The 18,241-nt window shown below is 67.0% G+C and carries 16 protein-coding genes; 12 read left to right on the top strand and 4 right to left on the bottom strand.

What is annotated here, in order from left to right:
* Window positions 1-11: 11 nt before the first annotated feature.
* From ACZ5Y9_RS15605 to ACZ5Y9_RS15595, 3 genes are read left to right on the top strand one after another with little or no spacing between them, the layout of a single operon-like run.
* Window positions 12-959, top strand: a complete 948-nt coding sequence (locus tag ACZ5Y9_RS15605; protein ID WP_464471770.1) for a sugar phosphate isomerase/epimerase family protein — start codon at window positions 12-14, stop codon at window positions 957-959.
* Between the two features lie 27 nt (window positions 960-986).
* Complete coding sequence (locus ACZ5Y9_RS15600) at window positions 987-2,000, top strand: Gfo/Idh/MocA family oxidoreductase (RefSeq protein ID WP_464471769.1); 1,014 nt, start codon at window positions 987-989, stop codon at window positions 1,998-2,000.
* Between the two features lie 17 nt (window positions 2,001-2,017).
* Window positions 2,018-2,884: a sugar phosphate isomerase/epimerase family protein gene (locus tag ACZ5Y9_RS15595; protein ID WP_464471768.1), complete on the top strand. Its 867-nt coding sequence runs from the start codon at window positions 2,018-2,020 to the stop codon at window positions 2,882-2,884.
* Window positions 2,885-3,019: 135 nt separating this feature from the next.
* On the opposite strand, the gene ACZ5Y9_RS15590 is transcribed toward ACZ5Y9_RS15595, so the two are convergent.
* The gene (locus ACZ5Y9_RS15590; protein WP_464471767.1) at window positions 3,020-4,468 is read right to left on the bottom strand and encodes a sugar porter family MFS transporter; all 1,449 of its coding nucleotides are present in this window, start codon (window positions 4,466-4,468) and stop codon (window positions 3,020-3,022) included.
* Window positions 4,469-4,644: 176 nt separating this feature from the next.
* On the opposite strand from ACZ5Y9_RS15590, the gene ACZ5Y9_RS15585 reads away from it, so the two are divergent.
* Window positions 4,645-5,052: a tautomerase family protein gene (locus ACZ5Y9_RS15585; RefSeq protein ID WP_464471766.1), complete on the top strand. Its 408-nt coding sequence runs from the start codon at window positions 4,645-4,647 to the stop codon at window positions 5,050-5,052.
* A gap of 27 nt (window positions 5,053-5,079) precedes the next feature.
* On the opposite strand, the gene ACZ5Y9_RS15580 is transcribed toward ACZ5Y9_RS15585, so the two are convergent.
* Window positions 5,080-6,114, bottom strand: coding sequence for a LacI family DNA-binding transcriptional regulator (locus tag ACZ5Y9_RS15580; RefSeq protein ID WP_464471765.1), 1,035 nt, complete (start codon window positions 6,112-6,114; stop codon window positions 5,080-5,082).
* Window positions 6,115-6,351: 237 nt separating this feature from the next.
* On the opposite strand from ACZ5Y9_RS15580, the gene uidA reads away from it, so the two are divergent.
* From uidA to ACZ5Y9_RS15540, 8 genes are all read left to right on the top strand, one after another.
* The gene (gene uidA / locus ACZ5Y9_RS15575; protein ID WP_464471764.1) at window positions 6,352-8,052 is read left to right on the top strand and encodes a beta-glucuronidase; all 1,701 of its coding nucleotides are present in this window, start codon (window positions 6,352-6,354) and stop codon (window positions 8,050-8,052) included.
* A gap of 11 nt (window positions 8,053-8,063) precedes the next feature.
* Window positions 8,064-9,467 (top strand): glucuronate isomerase, encoded by a 1,404-nt coding sequence (gene uxaC / locus ACZ5Y9_RS15570; protein ID WP_464471763.1) that lies wholly within the window; start codon window positions 8,064-8,066, stop codon window positions 9,465-9,467.
* 56 nt (window positions 9,468-9,523) lie between these two features.
* Entirely contained in the window at window positions 9,524-10,762 is a 1,239-nt protein-coding gene (locus ACZ5Y9_RS15565) for a mannitol dehydrogenase family protein (RefSeq protein WP_464471762.1), read from the top strand.
* Window positions 10,763-10,923: 161 nt separating this feature from the next.
* Window positions 10,924-12,447 (top strand): ABC transporter substrate-binding protein, encoded by a 1,524-nt coding sequence (locus ACZ5Y9_RS15560; protein ID WP_464471761.1) that lies wholly within the window; start codon window positions 10,924-10,926, stop codon window positions 12,445-12,447.
* A 55-nt stretch (window positions 12,448-12,502) separates the two neighbouring features.
* Window positions 12,503-13,444, top strand: a complete 942-nt coding sequence (locus ACZ5Y9_RS15555; RefSeq protein ID WP_464471760.1) for an ABC transporter permease — start codon at window positions 12,503-12,505, stop codon at window positions 13,442-13,444.
* A 35-nt stretch (window positions 13,445-13,479) separates the two neighbouring features.
* The gene (locus ACZ5Y9_RS15550) at window positions 13,480-15,264 is read left to right on the top strand and encodes a dipeptide/oligopeptide/nickel ABC transporter permease/ATP-binding protein (protein ID WP_464471759.1); all 1,785 of its coding nucleotides are present in this window, start codon (window positions 13,480-13,482) and stop codon (window positions 15,262-15,264) included.
* Window positions 15,261-16,085: an ATP-binding cassette domain-containing protein gene (locus ACZ5Y9_RS15545; protein ID WP_464471758.1), complete on the top strand. Its 825-nt coding sequence runs from the start codon at window positions 15,261-15,263 to the stop codon at window positions 16,083-16,085. The genes ACZ5Y9_RS15550 and ACZ5Y9_RS15545 overlap by 4 nt, the downstream gene beginning before the upstream one ends.
* Window positions 16,082-17,548, top strand: coding sequence for a glycoside hydrolase family 43 protein (locus tag ACZ5Y9_RS15540; protein ID WP_464471757.1), 1,467 nt, complete (start codon window positions 16,082-16,084; stop codon window positions 17,546-17,548). The genes ACZ5Y9_RS15545 and ACZ5Y9_RS15540 overlap by 4 nt, the downstream gene beginning before the upstream one ends.
* Here the strand turns inward: ACZ5Y9_RS15540 and ACZ5Y9_RS15535 are convergent, their stop codons facing one another.
* Together ACZ5Y9_RS15535 and ACZ5Y9_RS15530 are read right to left on the bottom strand one after the other, a co-directional pair.
* Window positions 17,549-17,881, bottom strand: a complete 333-nt coding sequence (locus tag ACZ5Y9_RS15535; protein WP_464471756.1) for a TetR family transcriptional regulator C-terminal domain-containing protein — start codon at window positions 17,879-17,881, stop codon at window positions 17,549-17,551. It abuts the gene before it with no gap.
* The gene (locus ACZ5Y9_RS15530) at window positions 17,878-18,162 is read right to left on the bottom strand and encodes a TetR/AcrR family transcriptional regulator (protein ID WP_464471755.1); all 285 of its coding nucleotides are present in this window, start codon (window positions 18,160-18,162) and stop codon (window positions 17,878-17,880) included. The genes ACZ5Y9_RS15535 and ACZ5Y9_RS15530 overlap by 4 nt, the downstream gene beginning before the upstream one ends.
* Window positions 18,163-18,241 lie beyond the last annotated feature (79 nt).

Below are 18,241 nucleotides of genomic sequence, written 5' to 3'. Positions count from 1 at the left end.
GGAGAACTGACATGACTGACACCACCCCGACCGCATCCGCGGCCGCAGGCGCCAACCCGGGTCTGCGCATCGGCACCGCTCCCGATTCCTGGGGCGTCTGGTTCCCGGACGACCCGAAGCAGGTGCCCTGGCAGCGCTTCCTCGACGAGGTCGTCGCCGCCGGGTACTCGTGGATCGAGCTGGGCCCGTACGGGTACCTGCCGACCGACCCGCATCAGCTCGAGGACGAACTCGGCTCGCGGGGACTCAAGCTGTCTGCGGGCACCGTCTTCACCGGATTCCACAAGGGCGACGACCAGTGGCAGCGCGCCTGGGACCAGGCGCTCGCCGTCGCCGGACTCGCATCGAAGCTGGGCGCCGAGCATCTCGTCGTCATCCCCGACCTGTGGCGCAGCGATGCGACCAGCGAGGTGCTCGAGGCGCGCACCCTCACCGACGAGCAGTGGAAGAAGCTCGCCGCAGGCCACGACCGCCTGGGCAAGGCTCTGCTCGAGGAATTCGGTGTCAAGCAGCAGTTCCACTCGCACGCGGACAGCCACGTGGGCACCACGCGTGAGGTCGTGCGCTTCCTCGACGAGACCGACGAGCGGTACACCAACCTGTGCCTCGACACCGGCCACTTCGCCTACTACGGCGGCGACAACGTCAAGCTCATCCAGGAGCGCCCCGAGCGCATCGGCTACCTGCATCTCAAGCAGGTCGACACCTCGCTGCTCTTCGACGTGCTGAAGAACGACGTTCCTTTCGCTGATGCCGTCACGCAGGGCATCATGATCGAGCCGCCGCACGGTGTGCCCGATCTCGGGCCGATCATCGACGCGGTCGCCGCGATCGATTCCGAGATCTTCGCCATCGTCGAGCAGGACATGTACGGCTGCGACGTCGACTACCCGTTCCCCATCGCCCAGCGCACACGCGAGCACATCTTCGGATGCACCCATCTCGCCCGCATCCACTGATCCCTTCTCTTCTGGAGCACTGAACTCATGACCTCTGACCTCCGTATCGGCGTCGTCGGCGCCGGACTCATGGGCGCCGATCACATCGCGCGCATCACCCATCGCATCTCGGGCGCCGTCGTCTCGGCGATCGTCGAGCCCGATCCCGGGCGCGCGGCGGCGGCCGCGGAGAAGGCTCCGGGAGCCGCGACCTTCAGCCGTGTCGAAGACGCGATCGCCGCAGGGGCACTCGACGCCGTGCTGATCGCGACCCCGGGTCAGTTCCACGAGCCGGTTCTGGTGCCGGCACTCGAGGCCGGTCTTCCGATCCTGTGCGAGAAGCCGCTCACGCCCGACTCCGCCACGTCGTGGGACATTATCCAGCGCGAGCAGAAGCTCGACAAGCCGCACATCCAGATCGGCTTCATGCGCCGCTTCGACCCTGAGTACGCGGCCCTGCGCGAACTGATCGCCTCGGGCGACGCCGGCGATCTGGTCATGGTGCGCGGCGTGCACCGCAACCCCTCCGTGCCCGACAGCTACTCGCAGACGATGCTCATCACCGACTCGGTCGTGCATGAGTTCGACGTCATCCCGTGGTTGGCCGGGTCCGCTGTGAAGTCGGTCGAGATCAAGTTCCCGCGGCGCAACACCCTCACTCCCGAGCACCTGCGCGAGCCCATCCTCGTCATCATGGAGCTCGAGAACGGTGTGCTCGTCGATGTCGAGATGAACGTGAGCGTGCAGTTCGGCTACCAGGTCGGCACCGAGGCGGTGTTCGAGAAGGGCATCGCCCGCATCGGGCAGCCGTCGGGCCTGCAGCAGTGGCGCGACGGGCAGTTCTCGATCAAGGACCACACGAGCTTCACGACGCGCTTCGCGGAGGCGTACGACCGCCAGATCCAGCGGTGGGTGAACGCCGTCAAGGACGGCCGCCTCGTCGACGGTCCGAATGCCTGGGACGGATACCTGGTCGCGCTCGCGTGCGAGGCGGGGGTCAAGGCGCTCGACGGCGGTATCGTTCCCGTCGAGGCTGCTGAGCGTCCTGCGTTCTACGCCTGAGCCGGAGAGGAACCGACATGGTCCGCATCGCACTCGACCCCACGCCGTACCACCACGATCACGCGCTCCTCGACTTCCCGGACGTCGCCGCGCGTCTCGGGTACGAGCATCTGCACCTCACGCCGCACGCCGATTTCGCTCCGTTCTTCCGGCATCCGAAGGCGGATGACGCGCTCGCCGCCGCGCTCAAGAAGCGCGCGGCGGACGCCGGTGTGGCGATCCCCGCGCTGCTCCCGGTGCAGCGCATCTCGTCTCCCGTCGAGGGGGAGCGCACGGCGGCCGTGCGCAACATGCGGCGCATCATCGAGCTGGCCGTCGCTCTGGACGCCCCGGTGCTGAATACGGAGTTCTCGGGTCGACCGGAGCTCCAGGAGGAGAGTGAGGACGCGTTCTACCGCTCGATGGAAGAGCTGCTGCCCCTGCTCGAGCGTGAGGGGGTGCGCCTGAACATCGACCCGCATCCCGACGACTTCGTCGAGGACGGGCTCGAGGCCTGGCGGGTCATCCGCGGGCTGAACTCGGCGGCCGTCGGATTCGTGTACGTCGCGTCTCACACGTTCCACTACGGCGACCGGGCGGCGACCCTGCTTCCCGAGATCGGTGAGCGACTGGGCGCGGTCTACGCGGCCGACACCTTCGACCACCATCGGTCACACGGCCTGCGCTACATCTCGAACCCACCCGGCAACGCGGTCCGCGTGCACCAGCACCTGCAGATCGGCGACGGCGACGTGAACTGGATCGAGCTGTTCGACGCGCTGCGGGCGACCGGCTATCTCGATCGCCCCGATGCGCTGTTGGTCTCGAACGTCTTCGCCGAGGATGAGCGGGCAGACGAGGTCTCACGCTTCCAGCTGCAGAGGCTGCGCGAACTGATCGGCTGAGGTCCCGCGCACGAGTCGCGTCGCGCCGACAAGCCCCCTTCTCGATCTCGAGGAGGGGGCTTCTCTGTGGCCGGCGCACGAAGAGAGGGGGTGGGGAGCCGGTCAGGCTCCCCACCCCCTCTCAGAGGCGACGCATCAGCGCCCTGCGAGGCGCTCTCGGCGAGGGATCGTGCGGATCGCCTGGGTGCGGAAGTCGGTCTCGAGCGTTTCGAGCGAGCGCCCCTTGGTCTCAGGCACCTGAGTCAGCACGAACCAGAGTGACACCGCATTGATCGCCGCGAACAGCGCGAAGGTCCAGGTGGATCCGATGCCCTCGACGATCTGCGGGAAGACGAAGGAGATGAACGCGTTCACCGTCCACAGCACGAACACGGCGAGGCCCATGGCGAGGCCTCGGATCGCGAGTGGGAAGATCTCGCTCAGCAGCAGCCAGACGACGGTGCCGATGAAGCCCTGCACGAAGGCGACGAAGAGCATCATCGCCGCGAGGATCAGGTAGCTGACCCCGTCTGACTGGGGCAGCAGGAAGACCAGGGAGAGCACGACCTGTGAGCCGACCACACCGCTGAATCCGATGGCCAGCATCCTGCGTCGTCCGATGAATCCGATCAACCAGATTCCGACGATCGTCATGATGACGCTGGTGAGCCCGACGCCGATCGTCGCGATGAGGGCGGCCTGATCGCCGAGGCCCGTCTGGGTGAGGATGCTGGGGGCGTAGTAGTTGACCGTGTTGATGCCGGTAGCCTGCTGCACCGTGGCGAGACCGAAGCCGACGTACAAGAGCCGTCGCATCCAGCGGTTGTCGCGCAGTGCCCGCCATGCGTGGCGACGCTGATCGCCCTCGACGCTCGCGTTCTGCGCGATCTCGGCGAGTTCTGTCTCGACCTCGTCAGGCGTACGACTCTTGCTGAGCACGAGTCGTGCCTCGTCGAGGCGGGCTCGGGCGCCGAACCAGCGGGGAGACTCCGGGAGTACCAGCATTCCGATCAGGAGGATGAACGCCGGGATCGACGCCACCGCCAGCATGATGCGCCAGACGTGCGTGTCACTGATCAAGACAGCCAGCAGTGCGTTGATCGCGAAGGCGAGCAGCTGACCTGTGACGATCATCAGCTCGTTGATCGTCACCATGCGGCCGCGCTTGTCGGCCGGCGCCATCTCGGCGAGGTAGAGGGGGCACGCCACGGCGGCCGCGCCGACTCCGAACCCGAGGAAGATGCGCGCGATGACCATGATCGTGACGTTCGGGGCGATCGCGCAGGCGATGGCTCCGATGAGGAAGATCACGGCGCAGACGAGAAGGCTGCGCTTGCGTCCGAGCGCATCGGCGATGCGCCCACCCAGCAGCGCGCCGAATGCGGCACCGGGGAAGAGGAGTGCGCTGACGACCCAGGCCTCTTCTCCGGTCGACATCGCGAGGTCGTCGCGCATGTACAGCAGCGCACCGGAGATGACTCCGGTGTCGTAACCGAAGAGCAGGCCGCCGAGGGTGGAGATCACCGTGAGGCGAGCGAGGAACCCCCGCCCTGCGGTGCCGCCGGTCACAACCGACGACGGTCTGGTGATGCGGGCATTCGACACGAGGACGCTCCTTTGCGTGGAATCGCCGAGCGGTGGGCTTCGGCGAGTGAAGGTGAGGAACACAACACGGGGTTCCATGTAAAGACATTCTTGCATGGAGGGAAGACCGGGCGCAAGAGTTTGACGGACCGATTCGAGACATGTGAGAATGTCAGGACATATACTCAGGAGGAACTATGCCACTCGTACGCATCGACCACAGCGACGCCCGTTCGAACTCCCAGGAGATCTCGGAAGCGATCCACGACGCGATCGTCGAGGTGTACGGCATTCCGGTTCGCGACCGATTCCAGGTGGTCACCTCGCGATCGGCGACCACCATCATCGCGGAGGACGCCGGCCTCGGCTTCGATCGGACCGATCCCGTGATCATCCAGATCTTCACCCAGCGCGGGCGCAGCGACCAGATGAAGCAGAACCTGTACGCCGAGATCGCAGCCCGACTCGCTGCGGTGGGCGTCGCGGGCGAGGACGTCTTCATCGGGTACGTCGAGAACGGCCCTCAGGACTGGTCGTTCGGTTTCGGGCGCGCGCAGTACCTCACCGGGGAGCTCGCCGTGCCTTCTGCCGCTCCCGCGGCCTGACCGCAGGGCATTCGGTGGAGTAGGGCCTCACTCGACGGGTCGCGCGGTCGACTCGCGCACGACGAGATCGAGCGGCAGCACGACCTTCGACGGGATGCGATTCCGCTCGGGGTCGATCAGTGTCTCCATCGCCCGTGTGCCGATCTCGCGCAGCGGCGAGCGGAGCGTCGTCAGCGCCGGAACGGCGAGTTCGGCGCTGAAGATGTCGTCGAACCCGATCACACTGAACGCTTCGGGCAGAGTGAGGCCGGCGCCACGGGCTGCTCGGAGCAGACCGTGAGCGACCAGGTCGTTGTAGGCCAGAACGGCGGTCACGCCGCTGGCGCGCACGCGCCGGAGCGCATCCGCACCTGCCTCTACGGCCGGGGCCTCCACGGCGATCTCCACCAGAGAGATGTCGCGCGACATCGCCAGGTCGAGCGTGAGCTCCCACCGGGAGCGATTGATCTGCAGGCCGCTCAGGCCGAGGTACGCCACGGATCGATGTCCGAGATCGCGGAGGTGATCCATGGCAGCGGTCAGCCCCATCGCCAGGTCGGGGATCACGCTCGGCAGCGAGGGCGCCGAGTGGTTGGCCGCCACGATCGGCTTCACGCGAGCCAGGTCTGCGAGGGCTGCATCGTCGAGTCGCGAGGCGACGACGAGCAGACCGTCGACGGACGACTGCAGAGCCTCGATGGTCTCCCGTTCGATGTCTGCTGCGGCCTCGGTCTCCGACACGACGAGGGTGAAGCCGCCGGCGCGGGCGACCTGCTCCGCGCCGCGGATCAGGTCGAAGTGCACCGGGTTCGTGATGTCGGGGAGCACGACAGCGAAGGTGCCTGACCGGCCGGTGGGGAGAGCTCTCGCCATCGGGTTGGCGCGGTAGCCGAGCTCAGCGGCTGCCGCGCGGATCTTTTCCTCGGTCGCCGCGTTCGTGCGACCCGGCTTGTTCAGGGCGCGCGACACGGTCGAGGGATTGAGGCCCACCCGCTGCGCGATGTCGTAGATGGTGGCTCGGCGGGGAGAGGTGCCGCCGCTGCCAGGCGATTCATCGGGTGTGGTCGGGTCGTCCATCGACATGGTGTGCGGTTCTCCTCGCTAGACCGGCATCCGGTTCCCCGATCGTAGGGCAGGGGACGCGCCACGCGCGCGCTCGCCGCGCCGGCGCATTTGGCAACCGCTTGCCAAATGCGCCGAACCGTGATTGTCTATCGGAGACGTCAGGGCGGACGCCCCGGAGAGGATGCGAGAGATGCTGCGACCCCAGTGGTCCCCACTCGAGAACTGGTCAATCTGGATGGTCTGTGGCGTTTCGCTGTGGCCGATGCTCAGGTGCCCGAGCCGTGGTCGACGCCGTTGGTGACCGACCTCGAGGCGCCAGTGCCATCCAGCTATGACGACCTCTTCGCCGATCAGGCGATTCGCGACCACGTCGGCTGGGTCTGGTATCAGCGCGTGGTTCGTGTACCGCAGGGCTGGGGTGATGCGCGCATTCTGGTCCGCGTCGAGGCAGCATCGCACCGAGCTCGGGTCTACGCGGGGGACGCATTGGTCGCCACCCACGAAGGCGGGTTCACTCCTTTCGATGCCGACGTGACCGATCAGGTGAGGGCCGGGGAAGAGTTCCGCCTGACGATCGGCGTCGACAACGAGCTTTCGCGGGCGACCTTGCCCCCAGGCTTCGTGACGATCGCCGAAGATGGGCGCCGAGAGCAGCGCTACCTGCACGACTTCTACAACTACGGAGGTCTCCCGCGTTCGGTGTGGCTTGCGGCAGTTCCGTCCGAGCACGTCGAGGACATCACTGTGATTCCCGACGTGGACGGGACTGACGGCATCCTGCGGTACGAGACAGTCACGTCGGATGCCGCCGCAGCGGTCACGGTGCTGGTGCGCGATGCGGACGGGCACCAGGTGGCGGAGGGGCGAGGGTCCTCCGGCGAGATCCGCGTCCCGGACGCGAACCTCTGGCGGCCGGGAGCAGGGTACCTCTACGACGTCGTCGTCGAGGCGGTGAGCACCAGCGGTGTTCGGGATGTCTATACCCTCCCCGTCGGCATCCGCACCGTCGAAGTGAGGGGAATAGAGTTCCTCATCAATGGCGAGCCGTTCTACTTCCGAGGATTCGGCAAGCACGAGGATTCTCCGGTGCGCGGAAAAGGGCACGATCCCGCGTACATGGTCCACGACTTCCATCTGATGCGCTGGGCGGGGGCGAACTCTTTCCGCACGTCGCACTATCCGTATGCCGAGGACGTGCTGGAGTATGCCGATCGCCACGGCATCGTCGTGATCGACGAGACGGCGGCCGTCGGTCTGAATCTCGCCATCGGCGCGGGCATGGGCACCGGGGCCACGAGGTCCACCTTCGGACCCGAGGGATTCGGGGACGAGACGCGAGAGGTTCACGCGCAAGCGATCCGGGAACTGATCGCGAGGGACAAGAATCACCCGAGTGTGGTCATGTGGTGCATCACCAACGAACCCGCGTCGTTCGAGGAGGGGGCTCGTCCGTACTTCGAGCCGCTCGTGTCGCTCACGCGCGAGCTCGACCCGCATCGCCCCGTGACTTTCGCGAACCTCATTCGGGCCACTCCCGCTACGGACCGCATCGCTGACCTCTTCGATGTCATCTGCCTGAACAGGTATTACGGGTGGTACACCGACGGAGGGGATCTGCGCAGTGCAGAGCGTCACCTCGAGGCCGAGCTGCGCGGATGGGAGAGCACCTACGGCAAGCCGTTGGTGATGACGGAATACGGTGCAGACACGGTAGCCGGCACGCATTCGGTCTACGACCAGCCCTGGACAGAGGAGTATCAGCTCCGGTTGCTGGAGATGTACCACCGAGTCTTCGACCGCGTTCCGGCGGTCGTCGGCGAGCAGGTCTGGAACTTCGCTGACTTCCACACGCCCGGGAGCGCTTTCCGCGTCGACGGCAACAAGAAAGGCATCTTCACCCGTGACCGACGGCCGAAAGCCGCAGCTCACGCCCTTCGTACTCGCTGGCACGGTTGAGAGGAACTGACATGCCCAACGTATCCCTGGTGGGTCGCGACCGCGACCGCCTTCTTCCTGCCGACCCGGCGACGCGGTCCGTCGCCCGGTCCCTGTATGAGCGCGTCTCGTCCGCGCCCATCGTCTCGCCACACGGCCACGTGCCGGTGGAGTGGCTCGTCGACGATCGTCCTTTCGCCGATCCCGCATCGTTGCTGATCACGCACGACCACTACGTCACGCGCCTCCTGAATGCCTCGGGCGTCGGGCTCGATGAGCTCGGCGTAGGCGGGTCGCCCGCCGACCCGCGCGAGGTGTGGCGGCTGTTCGCCGAGCGCTGGCACCTCTTCGTCGGCACCGCGTCGGGGTACTGGCTGAGCGAGTCGCTCGAGAACGTGCTCGATCTGCGGATGCCGCTCACGGCCGCGACCGCGGACGACACCTACGACCACATCGCGGCGAAGCTCCTCGAGCCGGGCATGCGCCCCCGCGGACTCTTCGACCGTTTCGGCATCGAGGTGCTTGCGACGACCGACGATCCCCTCGACGATCTGGCGGGGCATGCGGCGCTCGCCGCAGAGGGCGAGGTCGGCAGGGTCGTGCCCACGTTCCGTCCCGATCGCTATCTCGATCCGGATGCGGTGGGGTTCGCCGAGAACGTGCGGCGACTTCTCGACGTGACGGGCGAGCCAAGTACGTTCGCCGGCTACCTCGCAGCGCTCGAACGGCGGAGGCAGTACTTCATCGAGCACGGCGCCGTATCGGCCGACCATGGCGTCGAGGTGCCCGACACCCTCGAACTCGACGCAGCCGAGGGGCAGGCGCTGTTCGCCCGGGTCATGTCGGGAGATGCGGACGCCGCAGATCGTCAGGCGTTCCGCGCGCACATGCTGCTGCAGATGGCCCGGATGAGTGTCGACGACGGCCTGGTCATGACGGTGCATGCGGGGGTGGTGCGCAATCACAGCAGCGAGACATTCCGACGCTTCGGCGCCGACACCGGGCATGACATCCCCCGACGAACAGACTTCGTCGGCGGCCTGCGGCCCCTGCTCGAGCGGTTCGGGCTCGAGCGCGATCTGCACCTCGTGCTGTTCGCGGTCGACGAGACCGTCTACTCGCGGGAGATCGCTCCGCTGGCCGGCTTCTATCCGAGCGTCTATATCGGCGCGCCCTGGTGGTTCCTCGACGCTCCCGATGCGATGGCGCGGTTCCGCTCTGCGGTGACCGAGACAGCGGGATTCTCACGCGGGTCGGGTTTCATCGACGACACCCGAGCGTTCCTGTCGATCCCCGCGCGGCACGACACCGCTCGCCGAGCGGATGCCGCGTTCCTCGCGCGGCTGGTGGTCGAGGGACGTGTGGACGAGGAATCGGCCGCCGCGATCATCGACGACATCGTCGGCCCGCAGCCGAAGCGGGTGTTCAAGCTGTGAGCGGGGGGACACTCGGGGTGCGTACGTCGCCGGCCCCGCCCGTGCGGATCGTCCACATGGGTCTCGGGGCCTTCCATCGCTCTCATCTGGCCTGGTACACGGCCCATGCGTCGGACGCGTCTGAATGGGGGATCGCGGCGTACACCGGGCGAAGCGCCGGACTCGCAGAGGATCTCTCGGCGCAGGACGGTCTGTACACGCTGGTCGTGCGCTCGACGGCAGGGGACGAGGCCGAGCGGATCGGCAGCATCGTCCGCGCGCATCCTGGCACCGACATCTCCGGGTTCCTGACTGACGTCGCCGCTCCAGCGACGGCAGTCGTCAGCCTGACGATCACCGAGGCCGCGTACGCAGATCAGGCGCTGCCCCTCGATCGGACGCTCCTCTCAGAGTCGAAGGACACCGATCTCTCCGACACCCGTCCGTCCACCGCTATCGGTCGTCTGGTGCTCGGTCTCGAGGCGCGCCGCCGCGCGGGGTCGGGCGCGCTTGCGCTGGTGTCCTGCGACAACCTCCCCGAGAACGGTGGCGTTCTGCGCCAGGCGGTCCACTCGGTCGCGACCGAGGTGCCGGGGCTCGTCGACTGGATCGATGCGCACGTGTCGTTCGTGTCGAGCTCGGTGGATCGGATCACCCCTCGGCTCTCGGACGAGGAGACGACCGAGCTCTCGCAGCGTTATGGGGATCGGGCGCCGGTCGTCGCAGAACCGTTCTCTGACTGGGTCATCGCCGGGGAGTTCCCCTCCGGCAGACCGCAGTGGGAGTCGGCGGGAGCCCGATTCACCGGCGACCTCGAACCGTGGGAGGCACGGAAGCTCTGGCTGCTGAACGGTGCTCATACCCTGCTCGCGTCGCTCGGTCGGCTTCGGGGGCATCTCACCGTCTCCGAGGCGATAGCCGACGCAGAGTGTCTCGGTGCCGTCGACGCGTACTGGGATGAGGCCTGCCGGCATCTTCCGGCAGAGCTCGAGCTGCCCGAGTACCGTACGGCGCTGCTCGAGCGGTTCCGGAACCCCCGCATCCGGCACCTTCTCGCGCAGATCGCACTTGACGCAGACACCAAGATGCGAGTGCGCATCGCTCCGGTGGCCGAGCGTGAACGCGCGGCGGGCCGAACCGCTGCTGCGTGCGCGGCGGTCGTCGCTGCGTGGCTGGCGATCGACGGCGGGGCATCGGACCGTGCAGGGGTGGAACGCGCGGTCGCCGACCTCAGCCCTGCGCTCGGTGCCGATGAGGTGTTCGTCGATGCGGTGCTCGCGGGCCGCCGGTCTCTTGCGGATCTTACGCTTCGGTAACAAGTTGGCAATCGGTTGTCATCTTGCTGAAACCCTGCTTTACTGACAGCAGACGCCGCCGTCCTCGTCCGCTTCACCCGTAGTGACAAGCGATTGCGCATCAAGTCGTTTCATCCAAAGGAGTATGAACAATGTGGAATACCCGTAAGCATCGTCGCCGCGTGGCTCTACCCGCCGCGCTGCTCATCACCGCGCTCGTAGCGACAGGCTGCGCCGCAGGCAGCGAGCCCGCGCCGGACGACTCGTCGTCGACCGTCGTGGAGAAGGACCTCGCGGTCGCCGCGGTGTCCGCGCCCAACTCGCTCGACCCGGCACAGATCGTCGACGGGCAGCAGATGTTCGTCTGGTCGTCGGTCCTCGACACCCTGCTGCGCAAAGACCCGGAGACGGGAGAGCTGCTTCCGGGCGCCGCTGAGAAGTGGGAGTACAACGAAGACGGCACACAGCTGACGCTCACGCTCCGAGAGGGCATGACGTTCAGTTCCGGAGACCCGGTGGATGCTGCCGCCGTCGCCGCGACGCTCCTGCGTTCCAAGGCGACTCCGGGCGCCGTGCAGAGTCGACTCGCGGCTGTCACCGACGTCGTGGCCGAAGACGACATGACCGCCGTCATCAGCTTCTCGGCGTTCGACCCCCAGTTCCTCGACAACCTCGCCCAGGGTCCTGGTGCCATCGGCGACCCGGCGACGATGGACGAGGAGCGCACGGCCACAGATCCGGTCGGCTCGGGCCCGTTCACGCTCGACGTCGAGAAGACGGTCCCCGGCAGCAGCTACGTCCTGGTCAAGCGCGACGACTACTGGGACGCCGACAACGTGCCGTTCAAGACGCTGACCGTCAAGGTGCTGCAGGACCCGACCGCCTCTCTCAACGCGCTGCAGGCCGGTGAGCTCAACGCGGCGACCGTGCAGTCGCAGGTCGTCTCGCAGCTCGACACGAGCAAGTTCACCATCACGGTGAACGATGCGGTGGCCGTGGGCTACCTGAACATCCTCGACCGCGCGGGCGAGAAGTTCCCGGCTCTCGGCGACGTGAAGGTGCGTCAGGCGATCAACATGGCGATCGACCGCGAGGGCGTGCTCAAGGGCATCTTCAGCGGAGTGGGCATCGCCACGACGCAACTGGTCAGCCCGTTCGGCGAGATCTACGACGAGAAGCTCAACGACGCGTACGAGTACGACCCCGAGAAGGGCAAGGAGCTCGTCGAAGAGGCAGGCTACGCCGGAGAGAGCTTCCAGATCCCGAGCACCTTCCTCAGCACCACGATCGAGCCCGTGCTGACCCAGGCGTTCGCCGACATCGGTCTGAGCCTCGAGTGGGTGACCGTGCCGCCGCAGCAGGCGCAGGCAGCTGCTCGCTCCGGTGACTACGGGCTGTACTACCAGATCCTCGGATTCAACTCGGACTCCGCCGATCTCGCCACCACGATCGGTGCTGCCGGATTCGGCAACCCCACCGGGTACACCGATTCGACGCTCGACGGCTACTTCAACGAGATCGACAACACCGTCGATTTCGCGGATGCTCTCCCCGTTTACAAGGAACTGAACGAATACGTCGTCGATCAGGCGCTCGTCGCTCCGATCGCCTACATCGGCGCGACGTGGGCGACCGCTGACGGGATCACGTACGTCGGCAAGGCGAACACCCTTTCCACGATCCGACAGTTCGACGTCACCGAGTGAGTGACGGGTGGGGATGCGGCGTGCCGCATCCCCACCACACACCGGGAGTCTCTTGATGCTCAGCTATATCCTCCGCCGACTCGGCGCCGGCGTCGTACTCGCGATACTGGTCACCCTCATCACCTTCCTCCTCCTCAGCACCTCGTTCCGCGACGTGGCTCAGGCCATCCTCGGCACGTCGGCGACGCCCGAGGTGGTCGACGATCTGATCGCTGCCAAGGGATGGGATCGACCCGTCCTCGTGCAGTACTTCGACTGGCTGATCCACGCGGTGCAGGGCGACTTCGGCGTCTCGGTGTACACATCGCTGCCGGTCGGTCCGTCGGTGCTCCAGCGGCTCGCGGTCACTCTCTCGATCATCGTTCCCGCCCTGATCCTCACGGTGATCCTCTCCGTGTTCCTCGGTGTCTGGGCGGCATCGCGCGGCGGAGTCGTCGACCGCATCGCCCAGGGGATCTCCCTGATCGGTTACATCGTTCCCGGCCTGCTGCTGGCGATCGTCCTCGTCGTCGTGTTCGCGGTGCAGCTCAAGTGGCTTCCGGCCACCGGGTTCACGCCGTTCGCCGAGGACCCGGGGGCATGGGTGCGCAGCATCACGATCCCCGTCATCGTGCTGACCATCGGCGGAGTCGCCAACATGGCGGCCCAGGTGCGAGGCAGGATGATCGACGAGCTCCGTCGCGACTACATCCGAACCCTGCGCACACGGGGATCGTCGACGACCTCGATCGTCATCAAGCACGCTCTGCGCAACGCCGCGAGCCCCGCGCTCACGGTGATGTCGCTGGAGTTCATCCAGATGTTCGGCGGTGCACTCATCATCGAGAACGTGTTCGCGCTACCCGGCTACGGAAGCTTCGCGTTCAACGCCTCCCTGCAGGGCGACATCCCCGTGATCATGGGCATCACCGCCTTCGGCGTGCTGCTCGTCACCGTCGTCAACCTCCTCACCGACCTGGCCAACGGTTGGCTGAACCCGAAAGCGAGAGTCCATTGAGCGACGAACGCCCACCCCAGACCACCACCGGCACAGTGACGCCTCCCAGCACCGAGCTGCTCGTCACCCTCGAGAACGCGGCGAAGACCCGCACGTCGACCTGGCGCCGCATTCTGCGCGACCCGCAGGCCGTCGTGACGCTCGGGCTTCTCGCCGTGATCTTCCTGCTCGGGCTGCTCACGCCGTGGCTCGCGCCGCACGGCCCGAACGACGCCGAGCTCTCGATGATCAATGCGCCGGTCGGCACCCCCGGGTACCTGCTCGGTGCCGACGAGGCCGGGCGCGACATCCTGTCGCGGCTGCTCCACTCGATCAACACGGCAGCGATCTCGGCTCTGATCGGAGCCGGTGTGGCTCTGCTCGTCGGAGTGGTCGCCGGCCTCATCGGCGGCTACTTCGGTACCGTCACGCGAGCCACCACCGAGTGGCTGTTCAACCTCATCATGACGTTCCCCGGCATCCTGCTGCTGATCATCCTGATGCCGGTCACCGGCGGCGACTACCGCTTCACGATGCTGATCTTCGGCGTGCTGCTGTCTCCGGGCATCTACCGCATCGTCCGCAACCTCGTGCTCGGGGTGAAGAACGAGCTCTACGTCGATGCCGCCCGGGTGTCGGGACTCGGCAACCTGCGCATCCTCGGTCGCCACGTGCTCTTCGTCGTGAGAGGGCCGATCATCATCGCCGCCGCCTTCATGGCCGGTTCTGCGATCGCCGTGCAGTCCGGTCTCGCCTTCCTCGGCGTCGGATCGCTGCAGATCCCGAGCTTCGGATCGATGATCTCCTCGGGTTTCCGCAACCTCTACATCGCCCCCACGCAGTTCCTCTGGCCGAGTCTCCTGCTCGGCGTCATCACGGCGTCGCTCGTGCTGCTCGGCAACGCTCTCCGCGACATCCTCGAGGGCTCCATGCCGAAACCCGCCAAGGTCGGACGCGGTCAGCGCGTGCTCGACAGCGCGGGAGAGGCGACAGCCGCGAGGACGGGACTCCTCGAGATCAACGACCTCGCCATCGCCTATCCACGTCCGAGCGGCGGGCTGAACGAAGTCGTGCGCGGTGTCGATCTGTCGATCGCCCGCGGGCAGATCGTGGGGCTGGTCGGCGAATCCGGGTCGGGCAAGTCGCAGACCGCATTCGCCTCGCTGGGGGTGCTGCCCAACGAGGCCGTCATCACCCGCGGATCGATCCGCTTCGACGGACGCGAGCTCGTCGGACTCACGGATGCGCAGATGCGTCCGCTCCGGGGCAAGGAGATCGCGTACATCCCCCAGGAACCCATGTCGAACCTCGATCCGTCGTACAAGGTCGGAGCACAGCTCGTCGAGGGCGTGCGGTCGGCGCTCGGCGTGACCCGCGCGGAGGCATCCGCCCGCGTGCTCGCGCTGCTCGAGAGGGTGGGCATCGCCGACCCGCAGCGCACCTTCGATTCGTACCCCCATCAGATCTCGGGCGGCATGGCGCAGCGTGTGCTGATCGCCGGCGCCGTCGCGAGCCGGCCGAAGCTGCTGATCGCCGACGAGCCGACGACCGCGCTGGACGTCACGGTGCAGGCCGAGATCCTCGACCTGCTGCGAGACCTGCAGTCCGAGCTCGACATGGCGATCCTCCTGGTGACCCACAACTTCGGCGTCGTCGCCGACCTCTGCGATCGCATCGCGGTCATGCAGAATGGCGTGATCGTCGAGTCCGGCACCGCTGCGGAGGTGTTCTCGCACCCGACGCACGAGTACACGAAGATGCTGCTCGGTGCGATCCTCGACGAGAGCACGGTCCGCACCGATCCGCCCGTCGCGGCCTCCGATGAAAGGACAGACCGATGAGCCTTCTCGAGGTCGATGAGCTTCGTGTCGCCTTCCCCGGACGGGGATGGCGGGCCAAGCCGGTCGAGGTGCTGCACGGCGTCTCGCTCAGCGTCGCGCCGGGGGAGACCCTGGGGCTTGTCGGCGAATCCGGATCGGGCAAGACCACGATCGGACGCGCGGTGCTGGGCCTGGTGAAGCCGTCCGGCGGCGACATCCGGTTCGACGGGACGTCGATCGCCGGAATCTCACCTCGCGATCGTCGTCGCCTGTCTCGTGACATCCAGGTGGTGTTCCAAGACCCGTACACGTCGCTCAACCCGTCGATGACCATCGGCGACATCCTCGCCGAGCCGCTGGTGATCCAGGGCGCGACGGCGAAGGATGCCCGCTCGCGGGTCAAGACCCTGCTCGACCAGGTCGGGTTGCCCTCGGATGCCGTCGAGCGACTGCCCCGGGAGTTCTCGGGCGGTCAGCGTCAGCGTGTCGCCATCGCGCGCGCGCTGGCTCCTGAGCCTCGCCTGATCGTGTGCGACGAGCCGGTGTCTGCTCTGGATCTCTCGACCCAGGCGCGCGTGCTCGATCTGTTCGTCGAGATCCAGCGGGCGACCGGGGTCGCCTATCTCTTCGTGTCGCACGACCTCTCGGTCGTCCGCCACATCAGTCACCGGGTGGCAGTGCTGTACCGCGGAGACTTGGTAGAGACCGGAGCGGCCGAGCATGTGACCTCGACCCCCGACCATCCCTACACGCAGAAGCTGCTGCTCGCGGCGCCGGTCGCCGACCCCTCCCGTCAGCGGGAGCGGCGCCTCGAGCGCCGCCGCATCATGGAGGCATCATGATCCAGAATCCGATCATCCCCGGTTACCACCCGGATCCGTCGATCTGCCGCGTCGGCGACGACTACTACCTCGCGAACTCGAGCTTCGAGTACTCGCCGGGCGTGCCGCTGTTCCACTCCCGTGATCTGGTCTCGTGGACGCAGATCGGCAACATCCTCGATCGGCCCGAGCACCTCGAAGTGCGCGCCGGACTCGCGGGCGCCAGCGGCGGGATCTACGCCCCGACGCTGAGGCATCACGACGGGCGGTTCTGGATGATCACGACGAACATCCACGAGGTCGGCCGCGGTCACATCCTGACTCATGCCGACGACCCCTCAGGCCCGTGGAGCGATCCCGTCTACGTCGCCGGTCTCATCGGCATCGACCCCGACATCGCCTGGGATGACGACGGCACCTGCTTCGTGACGTGGAGCGACGTGATGCGCGGCGGCATCTCGCAGGCGGTCATCGATCCGCTGACGGGCGAGGTGCTGTCGGAGCCGCGGCCGCTGTGGGCGGGAACCGGCGGCGCGCACGCCGAAGGGCCTCACCTGATCCGCCGAGGAGAGTGGTGGTACCTGCTCGTCGCCGAGGGCGGCACGGGGCCCGGCCATATGGTGACGATCGCGCGATCCTCGAGCATCAGCGGACCCTTCGAGCCTGCGCCGACGAACCCGATCCTCACTCATCGCAGCACGAGCGCGGCCGTGCAGTCGACGGGGCACTCCGATCTCGTCGAGCTCGCCGACGGATCCTGGGCGCTCGTGTTCCTCGCGACACGGCCGCGGGGAACATTCCCTCGCTGGCACACCAACGGGCGGGAGACGTTCCTCGCGGGGGTGGACTGGGTCGAGGATTGGCCGGTGATCGACGAGGAGCGCTACGACGTCCCGCTCGCCGAGACCTCGTTCGTCGAGGAGTTCCGAGGCGAGGAACTGCATCCGCGGTGGATCTCGCCGGGAATCTCGCCGTCGTCGTTCGCCCGCACAAGCACCGACGGGTTGGTCCTCGAGCGGGGGAGAGATGCGCCCGCCGAGACTGCCGAGCGGCTGCTCGCGGTGCGTGCCGAAGACGAACTCTGGTCGGCCCGCCTGCACGCTACGGGCGACGTCGCGCTCTCGGTGCGCATGGACGACGCGCACCAGCTGCTGATCGAACGCCTCGGCGCAGAGGTGCGCGCACGCATCGTCATCGGGCCGCTGAGCGACGTGGTCGCGCGGGCAGAGGCTCCGGCAGATGCGGTGCTCGAGATCCGAGCCACGGAGTTCGAAGCTGAGCGCGGCGCGCGTCGCGGTCCCGATCTGCTGCGCGCCGGTCTCTCTTCGGCGGAGGGCTTCATCGAGCTGGCCGCGCTCGACGGCCGCTATCTGTCGACCGAGGTCGCCGGTGGATTCACGGGCAGGGTCATCGGTGTCGAGGCTCTCGGAGACCAGGTCGTCGTCAGTCGGTTCGAGTACGAATCGGGTGCCGCTGCGGAGTGATCAGTCCCGCGGGCGGGACCGCAGCTCAGGCACGAAGGTCGACATCAGCGACGTGACACAGGCATCGACGTCGATCGCCGAACGGTCGAAGAGCCACTGCGTGTGCAGCCCGTCCATCGCGCCGATCGTGATCGCTGCGAGGTGTGTCGGGGGCAGGTCGGTCGACAGGCGCCCCTCGTCTCGGAGTCGGGTGAACAGGCGGGTCATGAACGAGCGGATGTTGCGGTATCGCGTCTCGAAGTAGTCGTGGGCCGGGTGGGCCGGCGCTGTGGCCTCGCCGGTGAGGACGGCGCTCAGCTCTACGAGGCCGACCCGCTGGTCCCGTTCGATCATGTCGTGGCCATGCCGCGGAGCACATCGAGCGGATCGGCTCCTGTGCTCAAGGCCTCATTGCGGGCCAGATAGTCGGCGCTGCGCTCGTCCTGCAGTGCGAGAACGGCCATGAGCAGATCCTCTTTGCGGGGGAAGTGGTGCAGGAGCCCGGTGTGGCTGATGCCTGCGCGGCGGGCGATCTCGGCCATCGATGCTCCATGGAACCCCGACTCCCCGAAGATCGAGAAGCAGGCGTCGAGGATGCCGCGGCGGACGGCCGCGGTCTTGGCGTACTGGGCCATCGATACCTCCGACGATCAAAATAGTGAGAGCTTTCTAATTTTATGTTACCTTTGGCTGGCAATCGGTTGTCACGATTGC

The organism is Microbacterium sp. T3-8, assembly GCF_055398145.1.
The sequence above is the reverse complement of the archived record's forward strand: the minus strand, read 5'-3'. Positions and strand labels throughout refer to the sequence as shown.